A 23,947-nucleotide genomic window follows, 5' to 3' on the forward strand; every position below is an offset into this window, starting at 1 on the left:
CGCTGACGAAAATATATCATTTGACAAAAATTCCGCCAAACTTCAACTTATTCCGACTGGAATACTTTGGAGCACCCGCATGACCGCTCAGCCCACCGCGAGCCCGCCTACCCCCACCGAGCAGCCCGCGCCTCCCGCCCAAGCCAAGCGTTCACGCTGGGTGCTGTTGTCCTTGCTGATCGTCGCTTTAGTCGCCGCCCTGCTGTGGGCCGGGCAATGGTGGCTGGTCGGGCGCTTTATCGAAAGCACCGACGACGCCTTCCTGCAAGCGGACAGCATGACCGTCGCACCCAAGGTCGGCGGCTATATCGCGCAGGTGCTGGTGGGCGACAACCAGACGGTGACCGCCGGTCAGCCCGTGGCCCGCCTGGACGATCGCAAATACCGCGCCGCCTTCGACCAAGCCCAGGCCACCGTCGCCGCGCGCCAGGCCGATGTCGCCAAGGCCGAAGCCGATCTGGTCCAGCAGGACGCCAGCATCGCCCAGAGCCGCGCCGACATGCAGGGCGCCCAGGCCGATGCCGGCCACGCCAAGGCGCAGGTCCAGCGCTATGCGCCGCTGGCGCGCTCGGGTGCCGAGACCGAAGAGCGCCTGGCCGATCTGCAAAATGACATGGCCCGCGCCAGCACCAGCCTGGCCGCGCGTCAGGCCGCCTTGCGCGCCAGCCAGACCCGCATCGGGACCTTGCAGGCGCAGTTGCTGCAAGCCCGCGCACAACTGGCGGTGGCTCAGGCCAGCGCTACGCAGGCGGGGCTTGATCTTGAGGACACCACGGTGCGTGCGCCCATCGATGGCCGCGTGGGTGATCGCAGCGTGCGCGTTGGCCAGTTCACCCAGCCCGGTACCCGCTTGCTGACCGTGGTGCCGGTGCAGGCGCTGTACCTGACCGCCAACTTCAAGGAAACCCAGATCGGCGGCATGCGCCCTGGCCAGACGGCCACCGTGCACGTCGATGCGCTGTCCGGCCGCGACCTGGTGGGCCATGTCGACAGCATCACTCCGGGCACCGGATCGCAATTCGCCCTGCTGCCGTCGTCCAACGCCACCGGCAACTTCACCAAGATCGTCCAGCGCGTACCGGTGCGCATCCAGGTGGACATTCCCGATGACGTGCGTCAGGTGCTGGTACCGGGCCTGTCGGTAAATGTCGATGTCGATCTCCGCAGCCAGGCCCACGATCGTGGCTGATGCCCTGCCCCTCAGCGCTGCCGGCAAACCCGCCAACGCCTCGTTCACCGACTGGATCGCCGTGGCGGCCGGGTCGCTGGGGGCATTGCTGGCCACCCTGGACATCTCCATCACCAACTCGGCCTTGCCGCAGATCCAGGGCCAGATCGGCGCCACCGGCACCGAAGGCACCTGGATTTCAACCGGTTACCTGCTCTCGGAAATCGTCATGATCCCGCTGGCGGCGTGGCTGACTCGGGTGTTCGGCTTGCGGCGCTTCCTGATGACCATGGCGGTGCTGTTCACCCTATGCTCGATGTACTGCGGCATGTCCAACAGCCTCACGGCGATGATCATCGGCCGCATCGGCCAAGGTTTCGCCGGCGGCGCGATGATTCCGACCGCGCAGACCATCATCCGCACGCGCCTGCCAGCGCACCAGATGGCCATCGGCATGACGGTGTTCGGCCTGACCGTGCTGCTCGGCCCGCTGATGGGCCCGGTGGTGGGCGGCTGGCTGACCGAAAACGCCAGTTGGCGCTGGTGTTTCTTCCTCAATCTGCCGGTCAGCGCGGCGCTCATTACTTTGCTGTGGACCGGGCTGAAGTCCGACAAGATGGACCTCGAGCAGTTTTTCAAGGCCGATTGGCTGGGCATTCTCGGCCTGGCGCTGGGCTTGAGCTCGCTGACCGTTGTGCTCGAGGAAGGCCAGCGAGATCATTGGTTCGAATCGACCATGATCGTCACCCTCAGCGTGCTGATGGTGATCGGCTTCCTGCTGATCGCCGTCGGCCAGTTCACGGCGAAAAAGCCCATCGTGCGCCTGGCCCTGCTGCGCAATCCGCGTTATGCCAGCGTGATTATCATCGTCGCCGCCGTCGGAGCAGGGCTGTATGGCGTGTCGTATCTGCTGCCGCAGTTTCTCGGCACGGTGGCCGGTTACAACGCGCAGCAGGCCGGCGGCATCATGTTGTTGTCAGGGGCTCCGGCGTTCCTGTTGATGCCGTTTTTGCCGACGCTGCTTAACCGCTATTCGGCGAGGGTGCTGGTGTGCATCGGCCTGCTGATGTATTTCGCCAGTTGCATGCTCGACATCAGCCTGACCGCCGACAGCGTGGGCCACGACTTCTATCTGTCGCAGATCCTGCGTGGCTTTGCCCAGATGCTGGCGATGATGCCGCTCAACCAGGCGTCGATGGCCGCCGTGGAGGCTCACGAAGCAGGCGATGCGGCAGGCCTGTACAACATGGCACGCAACCTCGGCGGCTCGATCGGCCTGGCCTTGCTCGGCGTGTTGATCGACCGCCGCACGCACTACCACGACGAGGTCATTCGCGAGTCGCTGACCGCCAACAGCAGCATCGGCCAGGCACATATCGCCAGCAGCAGCGCCTCGTTTCTAGCCCAAAGCGGTGACGCCGCCCTGGCGCAACTCCAGGCTTACGCGCAGCTGGCCAGTACCATCGCCCGCGAGGCGACCGTCATGACCTACAACGAATCCTTCTTCCTGCTGGGCCTCGCGCTGCTGGCCTGCGTGCCCTTGGCATTGACCCTGAAGAAGCGCACGGCGAGTGTTAAACAATGATCCAGCGTTCCCTGTTATCGACCCTGATCCTTATGGCCCTGGCCGGCTGCACTGTGGGCCCTGACTACCACGGCGCCCCCGCGGCGGCTGAGCACACCCTGCAGGCCGGGCGCCTGCCCCATGCGCCCGAGAGCCCGCAGGCTGCACCGGCCGTTGCGCGGTGGTGGCAGCGCCTGGCCGACCCCGAGCTGGATGCGCTGATCAGCGCGGCACTGGCCCACAACCCCGACATCGCCTCCTCCCGCGCGGCCTTGCAACAGTCCCGCGCGGGGCTGCGCAGCGAGCAGGCCAGCGGCATGCCCAAGGCCAGCATGAGCGCGAACATGCTGCGCATGCGCTCGCCCGATATCTCATCCTTTACCGGCGGCGAAAGTGGCGGCGGACGCGGGCCGTTGAGCTTGTACCTGGCGGACTTCGATGCCAGCTGGGAAGTGGACATGTTCGGTGGCACGCGCCGCGCCATCGAGGCGGCCTCGGCCAGCGCCGACGCCGCCGCCGCGCAACTGGCCGATGCGCAGGTGCAACTGACGGCCGAAGTCACCCAGGCTTACGTCGGGCTGCGTGAACAGCAGGCGCGCCTGGCGTTGGTGGATGCCACCGCCGACCTCGAGGCCCAGGTGCTCGACCTCACTCAGCAACGCCGCAGCCGTGGCGTCGCCTCGCAGTTGCAGCTTGAACAGGTGCTCACCCAGGAGCAGACCACCCGCTCGCAACGCTTGCCGTTGCAGGCGCAGATCATCGAATCCCAGGATCAATTGGCCGCCCTGTGCGGCCTCGAACCGGGTGAACTGGACGCCCGCCTCGGCCCGGTCAAGGCGCTGCCGACACTGCCTGAGCAACTGCCGATTGCCGACCCCGCCGCGCTCCTCAAGCAGCGCCCGGACATCCGCGCCGCAGAGCGCCAGTTGGCGTCGAGCAACGCTCAGATCGGCGAAAAGACCGCGGACTGGTTTCCCAAGCTGAGTCTGATGGGCGACCTGGGCTTCTCCGCCGGTGATCCTTCGCATCTGGTACGCAAGGACAACGGAACTTGGCTGATGCTGCCACGATTGACCTGGAACGCCCTGGATTTTGGACGCGTTCGGGCCAGCGTCGACAGCGCCAAGGCCGGCCGGGACCAGGCCGAGGCACACTATCGCGGCGTAGTGCTGGGCGCCTTGCGCGATGCCGATGTGGCGCTGTCGCGCTACGGCCATGACCGCCAGAACCTGGCCCTGCTGATCAGCATCGAAGACTCCGCTGCCCGCGCCGCCGAGCTGACCCGCGAACGTTATCGCGCCGGTACCGCCAGCACTCTCGACTGGCTGGACGCGGAACGCACACGCTTCGACGCTCAGCAGAATCGCATCGGTGGCGATGCGCAGTTGCTCAAGGATTTTGTGTCGTTGCACAAGGCGCTGGGGCTGGGTTGGCAGTCTTGAGGCTGGGCAGTATGCGGCGTTTGCGGGGTTCTACAGGACCTCTTGGCCGCCGCTACTGCTGTGGCAACACCTTGCCAGGATTGAGAATCCCCAACGGATCCAGTGCCCGCTTGATCGCTTGCATGGCCTGCAGCGCGGCGCCGTGCTCCAGGGTCATGAATTTGATCTTCCCGGATCCAATGCCATGCTCGCCGGTGCAGGTGCCTTCAAGACGAATCGCCCGCTCCACCACGCGCACGTTAAGCGCTTCGGCTTCCGCCAGCTCGGCAGGGTTGTCGGGGTCGACGACCATGCCCAAGTGGAAGTTACCGTCGCCCACATGGCCGACCATACCGACGAAAAACGACGCTTTGTCGACATCTTCGGCGGTTTCGGCAATGCACTCAGGCAACGCCGAGATCGGCACGCACACATCGGTGCTCCAGATCCGCGCATTGGGACGCATCGCCTGCATGGCATAGTGCACGTTGTGGCGCGCGCGCCAGAGGCTGCGACGGGCATCGTCATCGGCGGCGAACTCAAAGCTCACGGCGCCCATGCCCTGGGCGATTTCACGGGTCAATTCCAACTGCTCGGTGACGCTGGCCGGCGTGCCACCGAACTCGAAAAACAGCGTCGGCGCCTCCACCAAGGCCAAGCGCGAGTAGCGATTGACCGCCCGCACCGTGCGCGCGTCCAGCAGCTCGACCCGCGACACCGGAATACCGTACTGAATGATCGCGACCACCGTACTCACCGCCGCCTGCACATCCCTGAAGGCACACACTGCGGCGCTGAGCACTTCCGGAATACCGTAGAGGCGCAGGGTCACTTCGGTGATGATCCCCAGGGTGCCCTCAGAACCGACGAAGACCCGCGTCAGGTCATAACCGGCCGCCGACTTGCGCGCCCGGCTCCCGGTCTTGATGATCTCGCCGTTGGCCAGCACCACGGTCAGGTTCAGGACGTTCTCGCGCATGGTCCCGTAGCGCACCGCGTTGGTCCCCGAGGCACGAGTCGCAACCATGCCGCCGAGGGTGCTTTCACCGCCCGGATCCACCGGAAAAAACAACCCGGTGGTGCGCAGCTCGGTATTGAGTTGCTGACGGGTCACGCCGGCCTCGACCGTGACGTCCAGATCATCGGCGCGCACCTTGATGATCCGTTGCATGCGGCTGAGGTCGATACACACACCACCTTGCTGCGCCGCAACGTGCCCCTCCAGCGACGTACCGCCGCCAAAGGCGACGATCGGCACACGCCGGGCCGCGCAGACCCGCACGATCGCCGCGACTTCCTCGGTGGTTTGCGCATAGCACACGGCGTCGGGGGCCTGGCTGGCGTGGTAGGACTCGCCGCGACCATGCTGTTCGCGCTCGGCCAGGCCGGTGCTCAAGCGCTCGCCGAGGATGCTGCGCAAGGCGTCGAACAGGTCTGGCACAGAGAAGAGAATAGCGCTCATGAAAGGGCCCTTCAGGCGGATTATTGTGGTTTCCCGACGCAGGAAATGGCTCAAGCGTAGACGATCCGCCGAGAGTGCGCCGCCCCTTCGCACGCGCACCATTCATTCCCGTGCCTGGACAACCTGAATCAGACCTTGAAGCGCGCTACCACTTGATTGAGCTCCACGGCCAGGCGTGACAGTTCGTGGCTCGAAGCACTGATCTGATCCGCCCCCGAGGAAGACTGCACCGACAGATCGCGGATGTTGACGATGTTGCGATCCACTTCGCGGGCCACTTGGGCTTGCTCTTCCGCGGCGCTGGCAATTACCAGGTTGCGTTCGGAGATTTCGTTGATCGAGGTCGCGATACGGCTCAACGATTCACCCGCGCCCTGGGCCAGGGCCAAGGTCGAGCCCGCTTGATCGCGGCTGACCTGCATCGATGCGACCGCCTCGCTCGAGCCGCTGCGCATCGCCGAGACCATGCTGTCGATCTCCAACGTCGATTGCTGGGTGCGATGGGCCAAGGCGCGAACCTCGTCGGCGACCACCGCAAAGCCGCGCCCCGACTCACCGGCACGCGCGGCTTCGATGGCGGCGTTGAGCGCCAGCAGGTTGGTCTGCTCGGCGATGGCGCGAATCACGTCAAGCACCTTGCCGATGTCCTGGGAACGGTCGGCGAGGTTCTGCACCAGCACCGAAGTGCCCTGGACCTGGGTCGTCAGGCTTTTGATCGACTGCACCGTCTGCAGCACGCGGCTCTGGCCATCCTGAGCGGCGCTGTTGGAATCGCTGGAGGCCTGCGAGGTGGACACCGCATTGCGCGCCACTTCGTCCACGGCCGAGGACATCTCGGTGACGGCCGTTGCCGCCTGTTCGATCTCGGCGTTCTGCTGATGCAGGCCACGATGGCTGTCTTCGGTCACGCTGTTCAGCTCGGTGGCCGCCGACGACAACCGGGTTGCCGAGTCGTTGATCAGTCGCAGCGTGGTGCGCAGGTTGCCTTGCATCTGTTCGAGGGCGCGCTGCAGGCGGGTGACTTCGTCCTGGCCGTCCACTTGAATCGTTTGTGTGAGGTCGCCGGCCGCCACTTGCTCGGCAGCGCGCACGGCGCCTTCGAGGGGGCGAATGATGCTACGGGTCAGCCACAGGGCTAGGATCACCGTCGCGACGCCGGCCAGCAGAATGAACACCAGCACGACGTTGCGCGACTGGTCGTATTGGCTCTTGGCGGCCTGGCCTTGCAGGTCGACCTGCTTCTGGTAGTAGTCGCCCAGGTCGGCAAGCTGCTTGCCGGAACCGTCGACCACCACCTTCATGTCCACCAGCAGCAGTTTGTTCAGCGCGGCCATGTCGCCACGCTCGGCGATCACAAACGATTGCGCCAGGCCTTGCTGGTACTCGGCGAGATTCTTGCGAAAGGCGTCGTCGAGGGTTCTTTCTTCGGCGGTATCGACGTATTTGCTGAACGTCTGCAGGCGCTCGGCGAGCTGCTGGCTGCGGGCGTCCATCTGGCTGTGATAGGTGCTGATGTTCTTGGGGTCCGGATCGAGCGCCATGCGCAGGGAGATGGTGCGGATGCGCAACATCGCTTCTCGGATATCACCCACTACGCGCAGACTCGGCAGCAGGTCGGTCTCGACCTGTACTTCGTTCTGGCGGATGTCGGACATCTGACTCATCGCGAACCAGCCCAGCAGGGCCACCAGCAGCGAAATCAAGGTGAAACCGATGCCCGCGCGGCGGGCGATGGTCAAATTGCGTAGGGTCATGACCGTAGGCTCGTTATTGTTGGGGTGTACGATCGGATAGTCGTCGTACGCCTCAACGCTATCGGCGGATCAGGGTGCGACTTGAGGCAGGCTGGTTATGCGCGGTGAGGCGAATGGCCCCTTCGCGAGCAAGCTTTGCTCCCACAGTGCACACCGGTCCAGAGGCCTTTGTGGGAGCAAGGTTGCGCGTTCGGCGGCGCGCACGCACGGATGACTTGTCAGGCTTGCTCGACAACCACCCAGCGCGACTCTTGCGCCGCCAGTCGAATCGCCGACGCCAGCCGTTCCACCGCCAGAGCCCCGGCAAAATCGGTGCCTCGCTCGCCCTGCCCCGCCAAGGCCATGATCAATTCATGGACTTCCAGGGTTTTCAGTTCGTTGTAGCCCAACTGGTGCCCTGCCGCCGGGCTGAACGCGGCGTAACCCGGCAAGTGCGGCCCAGCCAGCAGGCGCTGGAAGCCCGCCTCGCCCGCGCGGCACAGGCGCAGTTCGTTCAAGCGCTCCTGATCGAAGGCCAAGGTGCCCCGAGTGCCGCTGATCTCGAAACTGAGGTGGTTCTTGTAGCCGTGCTTGAGCCAACTGCTGCTGACAGTGCCTCGCGCACCGCTGGCGAAACGCAGCAGTGCGTGGACCTGATCGTCGACGCCGATATCGCGCAACTCCAGGCTGCCTTTGCTGGCCGGACGCTGGCGATGCACGGTGTGGGTGTCGGCGCACACCGCTTCGACATCGCCCAGCAGGTAGCGCGCCATGGACAACAAATGACTGCCCAGATCCGCCAGTGCGCCGCCGGCATGCTGCGCCTCGCAGCGCCACGACCACGGCGATTGCGCGTCAGCCATGAAGTCTTCGCTGAACTCACCCTGAAAGCTGATGATCTCGCCCAGCTCGCCGCTGTGGATCAACTCACGCGCCCACTCGATCATCGGGTTGTGCTGATAGTTGTAACCGACACGGGTGACCACCCCGGCCCGCTGCGCCGCCTGTTGCATCTGCTCGGCCTGCTCGAGGCTCACCGCCAGGGGCTTCTCGCAATAGACCGGTTTGCCGGCGGCCAAAGCAGCCATCGCCATGGGGTAATGCAAATGATTGGGCGTGGTGATCGCGATGAGGTCCACCGCAGGGTCGTCGATCAACTGCTGCCAATCGCTGTGGGCCTGGGCAAAGCCCCAGGCCTGAGCACACTGCCGGGCTCGCGAGGCATCGGCATCGGCCAGCGCCGCCAGTTTGAGCTGGAATGGCAGCTCGAATACCGCGCTGACGTTGCGAAACGCCAAGGCATGGGCCCGGCCCATGAATCCTGTGCCGATGAGCCCGATGCCCAGCTCAGGCAAGGGATGGCTATGGTTGGAATGCTCGGCCATGGGGAAGATCACCTTTGAAATTTTTGTTTTGGGTGCCGTCTTTATAGAATAATAATTCCCACTCATCAAGAAATAGAAAAATTATCCCCGATACCTACAGCACTATATCGGCCCCCCGAGGAATCGGATCGTGGGAATGCAGGCTGTGCCGGTGACAGCTCCTTGTCTCGACCCACCGACGGTTTCAAACATCGACCCAATGAAATTTTCTGAACTGTCCGAGTCGGCCGGCGCTCTACCTATCACGCAGCGTCCGCCTGGCGTTCGCGGCTTTCTTGCCGCGATTCAATTTGACTGAAGAGCTATGCCCATGAACACGATGACGCTTGATGGCGGGGTTTCGAGTGCCGCCGAGACCGCTTTCCAGAACAAATCCCAATCGCGAGTCCAGGAAGGCCAGCCTTATCCGCTAGGTGCCAACTGGGACGGCTCGGGGGTCAATTTCGCGATCTTTTCCGCCCACGCCACCAAGGTCGAACTGTGCCTGTTCGACGCCGAGGGCAAGGAAGAAATCGAACGGATCGAGTTGCCCGAATTCACCAACGAGATCTGGCACGGCTACCTGCCCAACGCCCGCCCCGGCACCCTGTATGGCTACCGAGTGCACGGCCCGTACGATCCGAAAAATGGTCATCGCTTCAACCATAACAAGCTGCTGATCGACCCCTATGCCAAGCAGATCGTCGGTGAGCTGCAATGGGATGACGCGCTGTTCGGCTACACCATCGGCCACCCCGATGCCGATTTGTCGTTCGACGAGCGTGACAGCGCGCCGTTCATGCCCCGCTGCCGGGTCATCGATCCGGCCTTCACCTGGGGCAACGTGCCCAAGCCCAGCGTGCCGTGGGACAAGACCATTTTCTATGAGGCCCACGTGCGCGGCTTCACCAAACAGCATCCGGGCGTACCGGAAGACGTGCGCGGCACCTTTGCGGCCTTCCATGAAAGCGATGTGGTGGACTACATCAAATCCTTGGGCGTGACGTCGGTCGAGCTGATGCCGATCCACTATTTCCTCGATGACAATCATCTGCTGGAAAAGGGCCTGCACAACTACTGGGGCTACAACACCCTGGCCTTCTTCGCCCCTCACGCGCGCTACATGGCCGGGCAGTCGATCGGCGAGTTCAAGGTGATGGTCTCGCGCATGCACAAGGCCGGGCTGGAGGTGATCCTCGATGTGGTCTACAACCACACCGCCGAAGGCAACGAGATGGGCCCGACGCTGTCGCTCAAAGGCATCGACAATGCCAACTACTATCGCCTGATGCCGGATGATGCGCGCTACTACATCAACGATACCGGCACCGGCAATACGCTCAACATGAGCCATCCTTGCGTGCTGCAGATGGTCACCGACTCGCTGCGCTACTGGACCCAGGAAATGGGCGTGGATGGTTTCCGCTTCGACCTGGCGACCATTCTTGGCCGCGAGCCCCATGGTTTTGACGAAGGCGGTGGTTTTCTCGACGCCTGCCGCCAAGACCCGGTGCTCAACGGCATCAAGCTGATCGCCGAGCCATGGGACTGTGGCCCGGGCGGCTATCAGGTGGGGAACTTCCCGCCCGGCTGGATGGAGTGGAATGACAAGTTCCGCGATATCTCGCGCGCTTTCTGGAAAGGTGACGACGAGCAGATCGGCGATTTCGCCAAGATCCTCCTGGCGTCGGGCGACCAGTTCAACCAGCGAGGCCGCAAGCCGTCCTCGTCGGTGAACTTCATCACTGCGCACGATGGCTTCACCCTCAACGACTTGGTCTCGTACAACGAGAAGCACAACGAAGCCAACGGTGAAGACAACCGCGACGGCCACTCCGACAACCGCTCGTGGAACTGCGGCGTGGAGGGCGAGACCGACGATCCCGAGATCATCGAGCTGCGCTACCGGCAGATGCGCAACCTGCTGGCCACCTTGTTCCTGGCTCAGGGCACGCCGATGCTGCTGGCCGGCGACGAGTTCGCACGCACCCAGGGTGGCAGCAACAACGCTTATTGCCAGGACAGCGAAATCGGCTGGATCAACTGGGAGATCAGTGAGAAGAGCGCCGAGCTGCAGGACTTCACCCGGTATTTGATCGACCTGCGCAAACGTTATCCACTGCTGCGTCGCAATCGCTTCTTTACCGGGATGTACAACGAGCAGTTGGACATCAAGGACGTTACCTGGCTGCAGCCCAGCGGCGAGGAAATGGGCAGCGAGCAATGGAGCGACGGCAACAACCGCTGCATGGGCATACTGCTCGACGGCCGTGCGCAACCGACCGGGATTCGCAAGGCAGGCGGTGACGCCTCGTTGCTGATCATTGTCAACGCGCACTATGACGTGGTGGACTTCGTCTTGCCGGCTGTGCCGCAAGGTCAGCACTGGCTGTTGCAACTGGACACCAACCAGCCAGATCTGGATGCGGGCGACAAGTTCGAGTTCAACAGCAGTTACCAGGTGACTGGGCGCTCGACCCTGCTGTTCGAAATGGCAGTGAGCAAGAAGAAGCGCCGCGCTTCGTAACACCCTGTGCTCGCGAAAGAGCTTTAGCCGCACCGTAGATTCTGTGCTGCTTCCTCCAGCTGCTTCGCGAGCACGCTTTACTCCCACAGCCATAGCGTCCAACCGCCTGTTGCAGCTACGATGCGATTCAAAACGTGGCCGTAGCAGGACCCCTCGTGGTAAAAAAATCCAGACGCGAACTGGCTTCTCTCGACGCCGTCTCCCAAGATATCCCCCTGACGCTCGCCGATGTCGCCCGCCATGCCGGGGTATCGACGATGACCGCCTCGCGCGCCCTCAGCCGCCCGGAACTGGTCAGCCAGACTACCCGCGAAAAAGTCCTCGAATCGGTGCAGACCCTCGGCTACGTGCCCAACCTGCTGGCCGGCAGCCTGGCATCGAGCAAAAGCCGCCTGGTGGCCATCTTGCTGCCCACTATCAGCCACTCGCTGTTCGCCAACACCGTGCAAGCGATCATGGATCGGCTCACCGAGGCCGGCTATCAGACGCTGCTGGGGCCCACCGGCTATTCACCGGAAAAGGAACAGGCGTTGCTCGAAGCCATTCTCGGTCGGCGCCCCGATGGCATCGTCCTGACCGGCTCGCTGCACACACCCAACAGCCGCGCACGCCTGGTCGGTGCCGGCATTCCGGTGGTCGAAGCCTGGGACCTGAGCGACCAGCCGCTGGACATGCAGGTGGGGTTTTCTCACGAAGCGGTAGGCACCGCCCTGGCCACCCACTACCTGAACAAAGGCTACCGACGCTTCGCCGTGATCACCGCCGACGATCCTCGTGGCCATCGACGCTGCCAGGCGTTGGTCCGGCAGTTGGCGCAAAACGGAATCAGCGACGTGCCCGTGCAGGTCATGCCGCTGCCCGCCTCCTGGCAACTGGGCCGCGAAGGCCTGCGCCAGTTGCTCGCCTTGCCAGTACCGCCGCAACTGGTGCTATGCAGCTCCGACACCATCGCCCTGGGCGTGCTCGCGGAGGCCGCCAGCCGGGGCCTGCGAGTGCCCGAGCAACTGGCGGTGGTGGGTTTTGGCGATTTGAGCGAGGCGAGTTTCGCTCACCCGTCGCTGTCCACGGTGAGCATCAATCCCGCGCGGATGGGCTTGCAGGTGGCCGAAGCGCTGTTGGGTCGCTTTGCCGATGGAGCGTGCAACCGCGCCTTGGCGGTGGATACCGGGTTCGTGCTGCAGGATCGGGGCAGTAGCTGATGTCGAAGAACCTTGGCGCCAGCGACGCCACGGTTTTTGGCGACAGATAACTGCACGCAGGCAACAGAAAAGAATTCTGACCATCGGCCTTGAATGATAGCGCTATCAGTATATTATCTATCTCGTAGTTGTACGATGACGTACGATATTCAATCGAACGTCTGCTGCGCCTTTCGATATCAACGACGAGCATCTAATAACAATGAACTCACTGACTCAGCACACCCAGACCGGCACCCCCGTCATCACCGAACTGCACGTGGTACCGGTGGCTGGCCACGACAGCATGTTGATGAACCTTAGCGGCGCCCATGGCCCCTACTTCACCCGCAACGTGGTGATTCTCAAGGACAGTGCCGGCCACGTCGGCGTCGGTGAGGTGCCCGGCGGCGAGGCCATTCGCAAGACGCTCGAGGACGCCCGCCCGCTGGTACTCGGCGCCTCCATCGGCCGTTATCAGAACATCCTCGAACAGGCCCGCACGGCGTTCGCCGATCGTGATGTCGGTGGCCGCGGCCTGCAGACGTTCGACCTGCGCATCGCCATCCATGCCGTCACCGCCCTGGAAGCCGCCCTGCTCGATCTGCTCGGCCAGCACCTCGACGTACCGGTCGCCGCCTTGCTCGGCGAAGGCCAGCAGCGCGACGCGGTGGAGATGCTCGGTTATCTCTTCTATGTCGGCGACAGCAGCCGTACCGACCTGCCCTATCGTCGCGAAGACGACGCCGACAACGCCTGGTTCGCCCGCCGTCACCACACCGCGCTGACCCCTGAGGCGGTGGTCGAATTGGCCGAGGCCGCCTACCAGCGCTACGGGTTCAAGGACTTCAAGCTCAAGGGTGGCGTGCTCGCGGGCGGCGCCGAGATCGACGCGGTAACGGCCTTGCACGAGCGTTTTCCGGACGCGCGCATCACCCTCGATCCTAACGGCGCCTGGTCGCTGAAAGAAGCCATCAGCCTGTGCCGTGACCAGCATCAGGTGCTGGCCTACGCCGAAGACCCGTGCGGCGCCGAAAACGGCTATTCGGGCCGTGAAGTGATGGCCGAGTTCCGCCGCGCCACGGGCCTGCGCACCGCTACCAACATGATCGCCACCGACTGGCGCGAGATGGGCCATGCCATCCAGCTGCAATCGGTGGACATCCCGCTGGCCGATCCGCACTTCTGGACGATGCGCGGTTCGGTACGGGTGGCGCAGATGTGCAACGAATGGGGCCTGACCTGGGGCTCGCACTCCAACAACCACTTCGACATCTCGCTGGCGATGTTCACCCATGTGGCGGCGGCCGCGCCGGGCAAGATCACCGCCATCGACACCCACTGGATCTGGCAGGACGGCCAGCGCCTGACCAAAGCGCCGTTGCAGATCAACGGCGGCCTGGTGCAGGTACCGAAGAAGCCGGGGCTGGGCATCGAGCTCGACTGGGACGCGCTGGCCGCCGCCAACGAAACCTACAAGGGCATGGGCCTGGGCGCACGCAACGATGCAGTGGCCATGCAGTACCTGGTACCCGACTGGCAGTTCGACGCCAAGCGCCCGTGCCTGGTGCGCTGACAAATCCGTAGCGAGGGGCTCGCCCCTGATAGATGTATCAGCTTTTCGGGGCAAGCCCCCTCGCTACAAAAAGCCTCACCCATCCAATAACAATGTTCGACCATTCTCTGGAATGAGGAGACCGCAATGGATACAAGAATAATGATCATCCTGGCCCTGACGGCAGGCTACTTTGTGGTGATGTCGTGCATTGGCTACGGCGTGCGCAAACACGCCAAGAGCAGCGACGGCTTCACCGGTGGCGGGCGCAGTTTCCCGCCGTTCCTGATCGGCGCGCTGTTGCTGTCCGAATTCATCGGCAGCTCGGTGAGCATCGGCACCGCGCAGAAGGGTTTCGAAGCAGGCATCTCGGCCGCCTGGAACCTGGTGGCGCTGGCCTTGGGCTTTTTGCTGCTGGCATTGATTCTGGCGAAGAAGTACCGCGAGACCGGGCTCAACACCATCTCCGGCATCCTCGCGCAGAACTACGGCCAAGGCGTGCGCTACGCGGCTTCGATCCTGACCATCTGCGCGCTGAGCATCGTTTCGGTGGCGCTGTACGCCAGCGGCGGCGCGGTGCTGGCAGCGGTGCTGAACATCGACAAGACCCTCGCGATCCTGCTGGTGGGCGTGGTGACAGTGTTCTATGTGAGCCTGGGCGGCATGCGCTCGGTGGTCTACACCAATTTCATTCACGCGACCATCAAGTACATCGGCATCGTCCTGGCGCTGGTGTTCGCCCTCAAGGCCAGCGGCGGCATCGCCAACCTGCAGGCCAACCTGCCGAGCAAGATGTTCGACCTCACCGGCGTGGGCTGGGGCCAGATCATGGCGTGGATGATCGGCGGCATCGGCTCGATCTTCGCCACTCAATACGTGATCCAGGCACTGGTCAGCACCAAGGATGAAAAGACCTCCAAGCGCGCCTGCTTCTACGTGTCGTCGCTGATGATCCCGTTCGGCCTGATGGCCGCGACCATCGGCATGTGCAGCGCCTTCCTGTATCCGGGCATCAAGTCCATCGACGCCTTCCCGGCACTGATCGCGCACATGCCCACCTACTCCGCCAGCCTGGTGGTGATCGGCCTGGCCGGTGCGCTGTTCGGCGGTATCTCGGCCAACACCCTGGCCTCGGCGACCCTGGCGCTGAAGGACTTCTACGACCCCTTCTTCAACAAGGAAAAGAACGACCTCAAATCGGTGATCTTCGTCAAAGTCGCCATCGTGGTCATCGGCTTCCTGCCGCTGGTGCTGGCGCTGTACGCCGACAAGATCCTGCTCATCGCTTTTCTCGGCAAGGCCCTGCGTGCCACCCTCGCGGTGATCGTACTGATGTGCTTTTATGCACCGAAGTTCGGCACGCCGCGCGGTGCACTGGTCGGCGTGATCCTCTCGGTGATCTCGACCATCGGCTGGTTCGTGGCAGGCAACCCCTACGGCATCGACAGCTCGTACTTCGCCCTGTTCGCACCGATCCTGACGATGACCGTAGCCCATCTGTTCAAGGGCAAAGACGCTACACTCAGCACGGCGCCAAACCCGGCACCGCTGAGCACCGCTCGCCGCTGAAGCCGGCTGTTCATTCATTCCGGCCCCAATGTCGGGGCCGCTGCAACGGAGTCAAGCATGACCGCAAGCAAAGCCGATGTACTGGCCTGGGCCGAATTGAACCCTTCACTCATGGCCAACCTGCGCCGTGACTACACCGTGCACCTGCGCAACGAGATCACCGATCTGGCCAGTTGGGGTGATACCCACGGCAGCAAGATCAAGGCCGTGGTCACCACCGGCGCCTTTGGTACCGAAATCGACGTGCTCGAGCGCCTGCCCAACCTGCAAGTCGTGACCAGCTTCGGTGTCGGCTACGACCCCATCGACATCGACTATCTGAACGAACGCGGCATCCCGGTCAGCAACACCCCGGACGTGCTCAACAACGCGGTGGCCGAAACTGCTCTGGCGCTGATGCTGGGCCTGACCCGTCGCATCCCCGAGGCCGACCGCTTCGTGCGCAAGGGTGCCTGGCCGACCGGCAAGTTCCCGCTGGGCCGCCAGCTCACCGGCAAGACCTGCGGGATCGTCGGCCTCGGCAAGATCGGCAAGACCATCGCCAAGCGCGCCGAGGCGTTCGAGATGCAGATCGCCTATTACCGCCGCGGTCAGGCCTACAGCGATGTGAGCTACACCCATTACAGCGATCTGGCGGAACTGGCCAAGGTTTCCGACTACCTGGTGCTGATCGTGCCCGGCGGCGCCCAGACCCAGCACCTGGTCAACCGCGAGATTCTGCAGGCGCTCGGCAAGGACAGCTATCTGATCAACGTCGCGCGCGGTTCGGTGGTGGATGAAAAGGCCCTGATCGCGGCGTTGCAGGCCGGTGAGATCGCCGGTGCGGCGCTGGACGTGTTCGAGGACGAGCCTAATGTGCCGCCAGCGTTGTTCGGCATGGACAATGTGGTGCTGGCCCCGCATATCGGCAGCGGCACCCATGAGACGCGCCAGGCGATGGCGGATCTGGTGTTCGCCAATCTGCAGCAGTTTTTTGCGGATGGGACGTTGATCACGCCGGTCATTGATTGACGGATACGCTGTGTGCACCTGGGAGCCGGCTTGCGGGTTCGCCGGCGAACCCGCTGCGGCCGATATGACGCCTGCGCGGCCAGAGCCCGCTCCCACAGGGGCCGCTGATAACCTGCAGTTATCGGTTACTGAACATTTACCATTGGTACTTATCGTAGCCAGCTTCTAGCGTGAAGGCCTTGCCTGCATGCGTTCCAGACTGTCGTTCGGCCTTGCAGGCCTATAAAAACAACAGCGAGGCCCGTCATGCCCACTCATGCCACCCCAGCCGTCACGCCCCCTGATGCCAAGCAACTGCGCCGCGCCATATTCACCGGCGCCGTCGGCAGCGCCCTGGAATATTACGACTTCGCCATCTATGGCCTCGCCTCAGCGCTGGTCTTCGGGCATATCTTCTTCCCCTCCCTGGGCACCACAGGAGCCCTGCTGGCCAGCTTCGCCACCTATGGCGCGGGCTTTCTGGCGCGGCCGTTCGGCGGATTGTTCTTCGGTTCGCTGGGCGATCGCAAAGGCCGCAAGCTGGTGCTGTTGTTGACCATCGGCCTCATGGGCCTGGCCACCACCGCCATCGGCCTGCTGCCCACTGGCAGCCTCGGCGCGGTGTTGCTGGTGCTGCTGCGCCTGCTGCAGGGCTTCGGTGCCGGCGCCGAACAGACTGGCGCCGCCACCCTGATGGCCGAGCTGGCCCCCGCCAAGCGCCGCGGTCTGTATGCGGCCTTGCCCTTTATCGGCATATTCAGCGGCCTGGCCCTGGCCACCGTGACCTTTCGCGTGATGCAGGCGCTGCTCACCCCAGAAGAAATCATCGCCTGGGGCTGGCGCCTGCCGTTTCTGGCCAGCGTGGTGTTGATCGTCATGGCCATCTGGATTCGCCTGACGCTCAAGGAAAGCCCGGTGTTCAAGCAACTGGCCGAATCGAAGAATGTCATTGCCTCGCCGATGCGCTCGATGCTGCGCAACGCCCGCCGGCCGCTGCTGGCCACGACCCTGATGCGCATGGCCGAAACGGGCTCGTCAACGCTCTACACCACGGTATCGATCGCCTTCCTGACCAGCTTCGCTTCCCAGCACATGGCCAACGGGAGTGCCGGCCTGGGCACCATCGGCACCAACGCCGTGTTGCTGGCGAGTCTGGCCAGCATCCTTACGACACCGCTTTTTGGCGCCTTGTCGGATCGCATCGGGCGCTTGAAGGTGTACCGCGGCGGGGCGATATTCGCCGCACTGTGGGCCTTCCCGGCGTGGTGGATGATCGATACCGGCCAGCAAGGCTGGGTCACCCTGGCCACGGTGGGCGGCTTTGCCACTGGCGCCAACAGTATGCTCGGCGCGCAGTGCGCGCACTTCACCGAACTGTTCGGCAATCGCTATCGCTACTCCGGCGTAGCGCTGTCGCGCGAAGTCGGGGCCATGCTATCGGGCGGCATCGTGCCGATCCTGGGGATTTTCCTGGTCGGGATCACGGGTGGCGCCTACTGGGTGCTGGCGGTGTACACCTTGGTGCTGGCGGTACTGACGCTGATCGGCACCTGGCTGTCGGTCGAAACCCGTGGCCGCGATCTCACCGACCTGGCCGATGCCGTGGGCAGCGGCTCGAACCTGAGCGTCGAAGAACGCCGCCGTTCAGCTGCGCCCGCGTGGGAGCGCTAGCACGGCACTGACCAAGGATTGTCGACACAAGCACATATTAATTTGACTGAAAGCCCTCCAATGATTAGATTCGAGGCAGTCCAATCATAATGTGTCGACAATGTCAGACCCAATCGAAACCTCCAACGCCGACTCGGCCACTCTGGCGGAAAACATTTTTCGTCGCATCCAGGCGGCCATCGTCGGTGGCGAGATCGCCCCAGGCAGCAAGATTTCCGAACCCGAACTCGCCCGCACCTACGGCATCAGCCGCGGCCCCCTGCGCGAGGCCATCCACCGCCTCGAAGGCCAGCGCCTGCTGGTGCGCGTGCCCCATGTCGGCGCTCGGGTGGTGTCGCTCAACCGCGCCGAACTGATCGAGCTGTATGAAATCCGCGAATCCCTCGAAGGCATGGCCTGCCGTCTGGCAGCCGAGCGCATGACGCAGGTGCAGATCGACGAGCTGCGCCACGTGCTCGATACCCATGAGCGCGATGCGGCGTTCCAGGCGGGCGTCGGCTATTACCAGCAGGAAGGCGATTTCGACTTCCACTACAAGATCATCCAGGGCAGCGGCAACCGTACCTTGACGCAGATGCTGTGCGGCGACCTGTACCAACTGGTGCGCATGTACCGCATTCATTTCTCGGCCACGCCCAATCGCCCGCGCCAGGCCTTCGCCGAACACCATCGCATCCTCGATGCCATTGCCGACCGCGACGGGGAGCTGGCCGAGCTGCTGATGCGTCGGCACATCGCTGCATCCAAACGTAACGTCGAGCGTCACTACCAGGACGCCGCCCATAACAACAGCCTACGAGGTGAGTCATGAGTCAGTCCAACAGCCCCGGCCAGCGCTTTCGCGACGCCGTTGCCAGCGAACACCCACTGCAGGTGGTCGGTGCCATCAACGCCAACCACGCCCTGCTCGCCAAACGCGCCGGATTCAAGGCCATCTACCTGTCGGGGGGCGGTGTCGCGGCAGGCTCGCTGGGCCTGCCGGACCTGGGTATCAGTGGCCTGGATGACGTGCTCACTGACGTGCGACGCATCACCGACGTCTGCGACCTGCCGCTGCTGGTGGATGTCGATACCGGCTTTGGCTCCTCGGCGTTCAACGTGGCGCGCACGGTCAAGTCGATGATCAAGTTCGGCGCGGCGGCCATGCACATCGAAGATCAGGTCGGCGCCAAGCGCTGCGGCCATCGCCCCAACAAGGAGATCGTCACCCAGCAGGAGATGGTCGACCGCATCAAGGCGGCTGTGGATGCGCGTACCGATGACAGCTTCGTGATCATGGCGCGCACCGATGCGCTGGCGGTGGAAGGCCTGGAATCCGCACTGGAACGCGCCGCCGCGTGCATCGAAGCCGGTGCTGACATGGTGTTCCCCGAGGCGATCACCGAACTGGACATGTACAAGCTGTTCGCCGCCCGAGTGAAGGCGCCGATCCTGGCCAACATCACCGAGTTCGGCGCCACGCCGCTGTACACCGTCGATGAATTGCGCAGCGCCGATGTGTCGCTGGTGCTGTACCCGCTGTCGGCGTTCCGGGCGATGAACAAGGCGGCGGAAAACGTCTACACGGCGCTGCGTCGCGATGGCACGCAAAAGAACGTCATCGACACCATGCAGACGCGCATGGAGCTGTACGACGCCATCGATTACCACGTGTTCGAGCAAAAACTCGATGCGTTGTTCGCGCAGAAAAAAGCCTGACCGTGGTGCGCCTGCCTGAAGGCGCGCAGTACTGAGACGCATAACAACAAGATTGGAGAAAAACTCATGGCCGAAGCGAAAGTATTGAGCGGAGCTGGCCTGCGCGGCCAGGTCGCCGGGCAGACCGCCCTGTCCACCGTGGGCCAGGCGGGTGCCGGCTTGACCTACCGTGGTTACGACGTTCGCGAGCTGGCAGAGCACGCGCGTTTCGAGGAAGTCGCCTACCTGTTGCTGTACGGCGAGCTGCCGACCCAGGCCGAGCTCGACGCCTACCTGAACAAGCTCGGCGCCTTGCGCGAACTGCCCACCGCACTCAAGGAAGTGCTGGAGCGCATCCCCGCCGACGCCCATCCGATGGACGTGATGCGCACCGGCGCGTCGTTCCTCGGCAACCTCGAGCCAGAGACCTCGTTCGAACAGCAACGGGACGCCACCGACCGATTGTTGGCCCTGTTCCCGGCGATCATGTGCTACTGGTACCAGTTCAGCCACCACGGCAAGCGCATCGACTGCGACACCGGCGAACCCTCCATCGGCGGCCACTTCCTGCACCTGCTGCATGGCAAGGCACCGAGCGAGCTGCACCGCAAGGTCATGGACGTGTCGCTGATTCTTTACGCCGAACACGAGTTCAACGCCTCGACCTTCACCGCGCGGGTCTGCGCCTCGACCCTGTCCGACCTGCACTCCTGCATCACGGGCGCCATCGGCACCTTGCGCGGGCCTTTGCATGGCGGCGCCAACGAAGCGGCGATGGCGATGATCGAGAAATTCTCGTCGGCGGACGAAGCCGTGAGCGGTACCTTGGCCATGCTTGCCCGCAAGGACAAGATCATGGGTTTCGGCCATGCCATCTATAAAGAGTCCGACCCGCGTAACGAGGTGATCAAGGTGTGGTCGAAAAAACTCGCCACCGAGGTCGGTGACACGGTCATCTACCCGGTGTCCGAGGCCATCGACAAGACCATGTGGGAGCAGAAGAAACTGTTCCCCAACGCCGACTTCTATCACGCCTCGGCCTATCACTTCATGGGTATTCCTACCCCGCTGTTCACGCCGATCTTCGTCTGCTCGCGGCTGACCGGCTGGGCGGCGCACGTGTTCGAACAGCGCGCCAACAACCGCATCATCCGCCCGAGTGCCGAGTACACCGGGGTTGACCAACGCAGCTATGTGCCGATTGGCGAGCGGTGAGCTAGCCGGCGGCGATGGCGTCCTTACGGATGCCTTCGCGGGCAAGCCTTGCTCCCACAGTGCACACAGATCCAGCGTCGTACACCTGTAGGAGCAAGGTTGCGCGTTCGGCGGCGAAGAGACCGGTACTGACAGCAACAAATACAGGCGCCGAGCGCACACCCTGTGGAAGAGGCCAGCAGCTATCCCCACCAACAGACCAGGGCCACCCACAAGAGCCCAGCCCAATTACCGTGAGCGAGTCCCAGACCATGAACACTGAGTACCGCACCAACCTTCCCGGCACCCCCCTGGACTTCTTCGACGCCCGCGCGGCAGTCGACGCAATCCAGCCAGGCGCCTACGCCACCCTGCCCTATACCTCGCGAGTGCTCGCCGAAAATCTGGTGCGGCGCTGCGATCCGGCCGCGCTCACTGCCTCCCTGAGCCAACTCATCGAGCGCAAGCGCGATCTGGATTTCCCTTGGTACCCGGCACGCGTGGTGTGCCACGACATCCTCGGCCAGACTGCTCTCGTCGACCTCGCCGGCCTGCGTGACGCCATCGCCGATCAAGGCGGCGACCCGGCGCAGGTCAACCCGGTGGTGCCCACGCAACTGATCGTCGACCACTCCCTGGCCGTGGAAAGCGGCGGCTTCGACCCCGACGCCTTCGAGAAGAACCGCGCCATCGAGGACCGCCGCAACGAAGACCGCTTCCACTTCATCAACTGGACCAAGAAGGCCTTCAAGAACGTCGACGTGATCCCGCCCGGCAACGGCATCATGCACCAGATCAACCTGGAGAAAATGTCGCCGGTGATCCAGGCACGCGAAGGGGTAGTGTTCCCCGACACCTGCGTCGGTACCGACAGCCATACGCCCCATGTCGATGCACTGGGGGTCATCGCCATCGGTGTCGGTGGCCTCGAAGCCGAAAGCGTGATGCTCGGCCGCGCCTCGTGGATGCGCCTGCCGGACATCATCGGCGTCGAGTTGAGCGGCAAACTGCAACCGGGGATCACCGCCACCGATATGGTGCTGGCGCTGACCCAGTACCTGCGCCAGCAAAAAGTGGTGGGCGCCTGGCTCGAATTTTACGGCGCGGGTGCGTCGGCGCTGACCCTGGGCGATCGCGCAACCATCTCCAACATGGCCCCGGAGTACGGCGCTACGGCGGCGATGTTCTACATCGACCAACAGACCATCGACTACCTCAAGCTCACCGGCCGTGAAGACCAGCAAGTGCAGTTGGTTGAGCAATACGCGCGCCTCACCGGCCTGTGGGCCGACAGCCTGGCCAGCGCCGAGTACGAGCGGGTGCTGCGCTTCGACCTGTCCAGCGTGGTGCGCAACATGGCCGGCCCCAGCAACCCCCACGCACGCCTGGCCACCACCGAGCTCGCGGCCAAGGGCATTGCCGGGCATTGGGATGAGGTCCCCGGGCAGATGCCCGATGGCGCGGTGATCATCGCGGCGATCACCAGTTGCACCAACACCAGCAACCCGCGCAACGTCATCGCCGCCGGGCTGATTGCGCGCAACGCCAATCGCCTGGGCCTGACGCGCAAGCCATGGGTCAAGTCCTCGCTGGCGCCCGGCTCGAAAACCGTGGCGTTGTACCTCGACGAAGCCGGCCTGACCACTGAGCTGGAGCAGTTAGGGTTCGGTATCGTGGCCTTCGCCTGCACCACCTGCAACGGTATGTCGGGCGCGCTCGACCCGGTCATCCAGCAGGAGATCATCGACCGCGACCTGTACGCCACCGCCGTGCTCTCGGGTAACCGCAATTTCGACGGGCGCATCCATCCCTATGCCAAGCAGGCGTTCCTCGCTTCGCCGCCGCTGGTGGTAGCCTACGCGATTGCCGGGACCATCCGTTTCGATATCGAGAAGGACGTGTTGGGCGTCGACACCCACGGCAACGAGATTCGTCTCAAGGACATCTGGCCCAGCGACGAAGAGATCGACGCGGTGGTCAAGTCGTCGGTCAAGCCCGAGCAGTTTCGGCAAGTCTATATCCCGATGTTCGCCATCCATGAAGACACCGGCCCCAAGGTCGCACCGTTGTATGCGTGGCGCGAGATGAGCACCTACATCCGTCGCCCGCCTTACTGGGAAGGCGCGTTGGCCGGCGTGCGCAGCCTGACCGGCATGCGCCCGCTGGCGGTGCTGCCGGACAACATCACCACCGATCACCTGTCGCCGTCCAACGCAATCATGCTCGACAGCGCTGCGGGTGAGTACCTGGCGAAAATGGGCTTGCCCGAAGAAGACTTCAACTCCTACGCCACCCATCGTGGCGATCACTTGACCGCCCAGCGCGCTACTTTCGCCAACCCCAAGCTGTTCAACGAGATGGTGGTCGAGAACGGCAAGGTCAAGCAGGGCTCGCTGGCCAGGGTCGAGCCGGAGGGCCAGGTGATGCGCATGTGGGAAGCGATCGAAACCTACATGGCGCGCAAGCAGCCGCTGATCATCATCGCTGGCGCCGACTATGGCCAGGGCTCTTCGCGCGATTGGGCCGCCAAGGGCGTCAGGCTGGCGGGAGTGGAAGCGATTGCCGCAGAAGGCTTCGAGCGCATTCACCGCACCAACCTGGTGGGCATGGGCGTGCTGCCGCTGGAGTTCCAGCCGGGCACCGATCGCCATACGCTGGCCATCGACGGTACCGAGACCTTTGACGTGATCGGCAATCGCACGCCGGGAGCGACCCTGACCCTGGTACTGACGCGACGCAACGGCGAGCGCCTGGATGTGCCGGTGACCTGCCGCCTGGACACCGCCGAGGAGGTCTCGATCTATGAAGCGGGTGGTGTGTTGCAGCGCTTCGCTCAGGACTTTCTAGAGTCGTCGGCGGTGGCGTGATTTTGTC

At 63.7% G+C, this 23,947-nt stretch carries 16 protein-coding genes and 1 pseudogene; 13 read left to right on the top strand and 4 right to left on the bottom strand.

Translation table 11 applies throughout. The features are described 5' to 3' along the window. The first annotated feature begins 79 nt into the window (after positions 1-79). Genes REH34_RS02875 through REH34_RS02885 form a run of 3 tightly spaced genes read left to right on the top strand, consistent with a single transcriptional unit; the run spans position 80 to position 4,174 of the window. Entirely contained in the window at positions 80-1,189 is a 1,110-nt protein-coding gene (locus REH34_RS02875) for an HlyD family secretion protein (RefSeq protein WP_311970674.1), read from the top strand. After that, positions 1,182-2,753 carry an MDR family MFS transporter gene (locus tag REH34_RS02880; RefSeq protein WP_311970675.1) on the top strand — a complete coding sequence of 524 codons (1,572 nt, stop codon included), beginning with the start codon at positions 1,182-1,184 and terminating at the stop codon, positions 2,751-2,753. Before REH34_RS02875 ends, REH34_RS02880 begins: the two co-directional genes overlap by 8 nt. Further along, positions 2,750-4,174, top strand: coding sequence for an efflux transporter outer membrane subunit (locus REH34_RS02885; protein WP_311970676.1), 1,425 nt, complete (start codon positions 2,750-2,752; stop codon positions 4,172-4,174). Before REH34_RS02880 ends, REH34_RS02885 begins: the two co-directional genes overlap by 4 nt. 52 nt (positions 4,175-4,226) lie before the next feature. Here the strand turns inward: REH34_RS02885 and REH34_RS02890 are convergent, their stop codons facing one another. The 4 genes and pseudogenes from REH34_RS02890 to REH34_RS02900 all read right to left on the bottom strand — a co-directional run bounded on the left by REH34_RS02890 (position 4,227) and on the right by REH34_RS02900 (position 8,703). Continuing rightward, positions 4,227-5,615: an FAD-linked oxidase C-terminal domain-containing protein gene (locus REH34_RS02890; RefSeq protein ID WP_311970677.1), complete on the bottom strand. Its 1,389-nt coding sequence runs from the start codon at positions 5,613-5,615 to the stop codon at positions 4,227-4,229. A gap of 128 nt (positions 5,616-5,743) precedes the next feature. After that, positions 5,744-6,607 (bottom strand): methyl-accepting chemotaxis protein, encoded by an 864-nt coding sequence (locus tag REH34_RS30100; RefSeq protein ID WP_409373306.1) that lies wholly within the window; start codon positions 6,605-6,607, stop codon positions 5,744-5,746. Then, positions 6,599-7,369: pseudogene (locus REH34_RS30105) on the bottom strand (MCP four helix bundle domain-containing protein); the annotation flags it as partial. The pseudogene REH34_RS30105 and the gene REH34_RS30100, both read right to left, overlap by 9 nt. Before the next feature lie 218 nt (positions 7,370-7,587). Beyond that, positions 7,588-8,703, bottom strand: a complete 1,116-nt coding sequence (locus REH34_RS02900; RefSeq protein WP_311972035.1) for a Gfo/Idh/MocA family oxidoreductase — start codon at positions 8,701-8,703, stop codon at positions 7,588-7,590. A 349-nt stretch (positions 8,704-9,052) separates the two neighbouring features. Between REH34_RS02900 and glgX the strand changes: the two genes are divergently transcribed. From glgX to acnD, 10 genes are all read left to right on the top strand, one after another. Beyond that, positions 9,053-11,239 carry a glycogen debranching protein GlgX gene (gene glgX, locus REH34_RS02905; RefSeq protein ID WP_226504904.1) on the top strand — a complete coding sequence of 729 codons (2,187 nt, stop codon included), beginning with the start codon at positions 9,053-9,055 and terminating at the stop codon, positions 11,237-11,239. Positions 11,240-11,394: 155 nt separating this feature from the next. Then, entirely contained in the window at positions 11,395-12,438 is a 1,044-nt protein-coding gene (locus REH34_RS02910) for a LacI family DNA-binding transcriptional regulator (protein ID WP_311970679.1), read from the top strand. A gap of 202 nt (positions 12,439-12,640) precedes the next feature. After that, positions 12,641-13,993: a glucarate dehydratase gene (gene gudD, locus REH34_RS02915; protein WP_311970680.1), complete on the top strand. Its 1,353-nt coding sequence runs from the start codon at positions 12,641-12,643 to the stop codon at positions 13,991-13,993. 126 nt (positions 13,994-14,119) lie between these two features. After that, positions 14,120-15,541 (top strand): sodium:solute symporter family protein, encoded by a 1,422-nt coding sequence (locus tag REH34_RS02920; protein WP_226504746.1) that lies wholly within the window; start codon positions 14,120-14,122, stop codon positions 15,539-15,541. A 57-nt stretch (positions 15,542-15,598) separates the two neighbouring features. Beyond that, positions 15,599-16,552: a 2-hydroxyacid dehydrogenase gene (locus REH34_RS02925; RefSeq protein WP_226504747.1), complete on the top strand. Its 954-nt coding sequence runs from the start codon at positions 15,599-15,601 to the stop codon at positions 16,550-16,552. Between the two features lie 246 nt (positions 16,553-16,798). Continuing rightward, positions 16,799-18,202 carry an MFS transporter gene (locus REH34_RS02930; RefSeq protein ID WP_311970681.1) on the top strand — a complete coding sequence of 468 codons (1,404 nt, stop codon included), beginning with the start codon at positions 16,799-16,801 and terminating at the stop codon, positions 18,200-18,202. A gap of 100 nt (positions 18,203-18,302) precedes the next feature. Further along, positions 18,303-19,013 carry a GntR family transcriptional regulator gene (locus REH34_RS02935; RefSeq protein WP_311970683.1) on the top strand — a complete coding sequence of 237 codons (711 nt, stop codon included), beginning with the start codon at positions 18,303-18,305 and terminating at the stop codon, positions 19,011-19,013. Further along, entirely contained in the window at positions 19,010-19,900 is an 891-nt protein-coding gene (gene prpB / locus REH34_RS02940) for a methylisocitrate lyase (RefSeq protein WP_311970684.1), read from the top strand. The genes REH34_RS02935 and prpB overlap by 4 nt, the downstream gene beginning before the upstream one ends. Before the next feature lie 66 nt (positions 19,901-19,966). Next, positions 19,967-21,094 carry a 2-methylcitrate synthase gene (gene prpC, locus REH34_RS02945; RefSeq protein WP_311970685.1) on the top strand — a complete coding sequence of 376 codons (1,128 nt, stop codon included), beginning with the start codon at positions 19,967-19,969 and terminating at the stop codon, positions 21,092-21,094. Positions 21,095-21,345: 251 nt separating this feature from the next. Next, on the top strand, positions 21,346-23,940 hold the full coding sequence (acnD, locus tag REH34_RS02950; RefSeq protein WP_311970686.1) for a Fe/S-dependent 2-methylisocitrate dehydratase AcnD: 2,595 nt from the start codon (positions 21,346-21,348) through the stop codon (positions 23,938-23,940). The last annotated feature ends 7 nt before the right edge of the window (positions 23,941-23,947 follow it).

The sequence above is a fragment of the Pseudomonas baltica genome (genome assembly GCF_031880315.1).
GTDB lineage: Bacteria > Pseudomonadota > Gammaproteobacteria > Pseudomonadales > Pseudomonadaceae > Aquipseudomonas.

What these genes read in the sequence shown, in the direction of transcription:
- REH34_RS30100 (WP_409373306.1), bottom strand. Translation starts at nt 6,607, where the DNA reads ATGCAAGGCAACCTGCGCACCACGCTGCGACTGATCAACGACTCGGCA.
- REH34_RS02935 (WP_311970683.1), top strand. Translation starts at nt 18,303, where the DNA reads ATGTCAGACCCAATCGAAACCTCCAACGCCGACTCGGCCACTCTGGCG.
- REH34_RS02920 (WP_226504746.1), top strand. Translation starts at nt 14,120, where the DNA reads ATGGATACAAGAATAATGATCATCCTGGCCCTGACGGCAGGCTACTTT.
- prpB (WP_311970684.1), top strand. Translation starts at nt 19,010, where the DNA reads ATGAGTCAGTCCAACAGCCCCGGCCAGCGCTTTCGCGACGCCGTTGCC.
- REH34_RS02930 (WP_311970681.1), top strand. Translation starts at nt 16,799, where the DNA reads ATGCCCACTCATGCCACCCCAGCCGTCACGCCCCCTGATGCCAAGCAA.
- REH34_RS02885 (WP_311970676.1), top strand. Translation starts at nt 2,750, where the DNA reads ATGATCCAGCGTTCCCTGTTATCGACCCTGATCCTTATGGCCCTGGCC.
- REH34_RS02925 (WP_226504747.1), top strand. Translation starts at nt 15,599, where the DNA reads ATGACCGCAAGCAAAGCCGATGTACTGGCCTGGGCCGAATTGAACCCT.
- REH34_RS02875 (WP_311970674.1), top strand. Translation starts at nt 80, where the DNA reads ATGACCGCTCAGCCCACCGCGAGCCCGCCTACCCCCACCGAGCAGCCC.
- prpC (WP_311970685.1), top strand. Translation starts at nt 19,967, where the DNA reads ATGGCCGAAGCGAAAGTATTGAGCGGAGCTGGCCTGCGCGGCCAGGTC.
- REH34_RS02890 (WP_311970677.1), bottom strand. Translation starts at nt 5,615, where the DNA reads ATGAGCGCTATTCTCTTCTCTGTGCCAGACCTGTTCGACGCCTTGCGC.
- glgX (WP_226504904.1), top strand. Translation starts at nt 9,053, where the DNA reads ATGACGCTTGATGGCGGGGTTTCGAGTGCCGCCGAGACCGCTTTCCAG.
- gudD (WP_311970680.1), top strand. Translation starts at nt 12,641, where the DNA reads ATGAACTCACTGACTCAGCACACCCAGACCGGCACCCCCGTCATCACC.
- acnD (WP_311970686.1), top strand. Translation starts at nt 21,346, where the DNA reads ATGAACACTGAGTACCGCACCAACCTTCCCGGCACCCCCCTGGACTTC.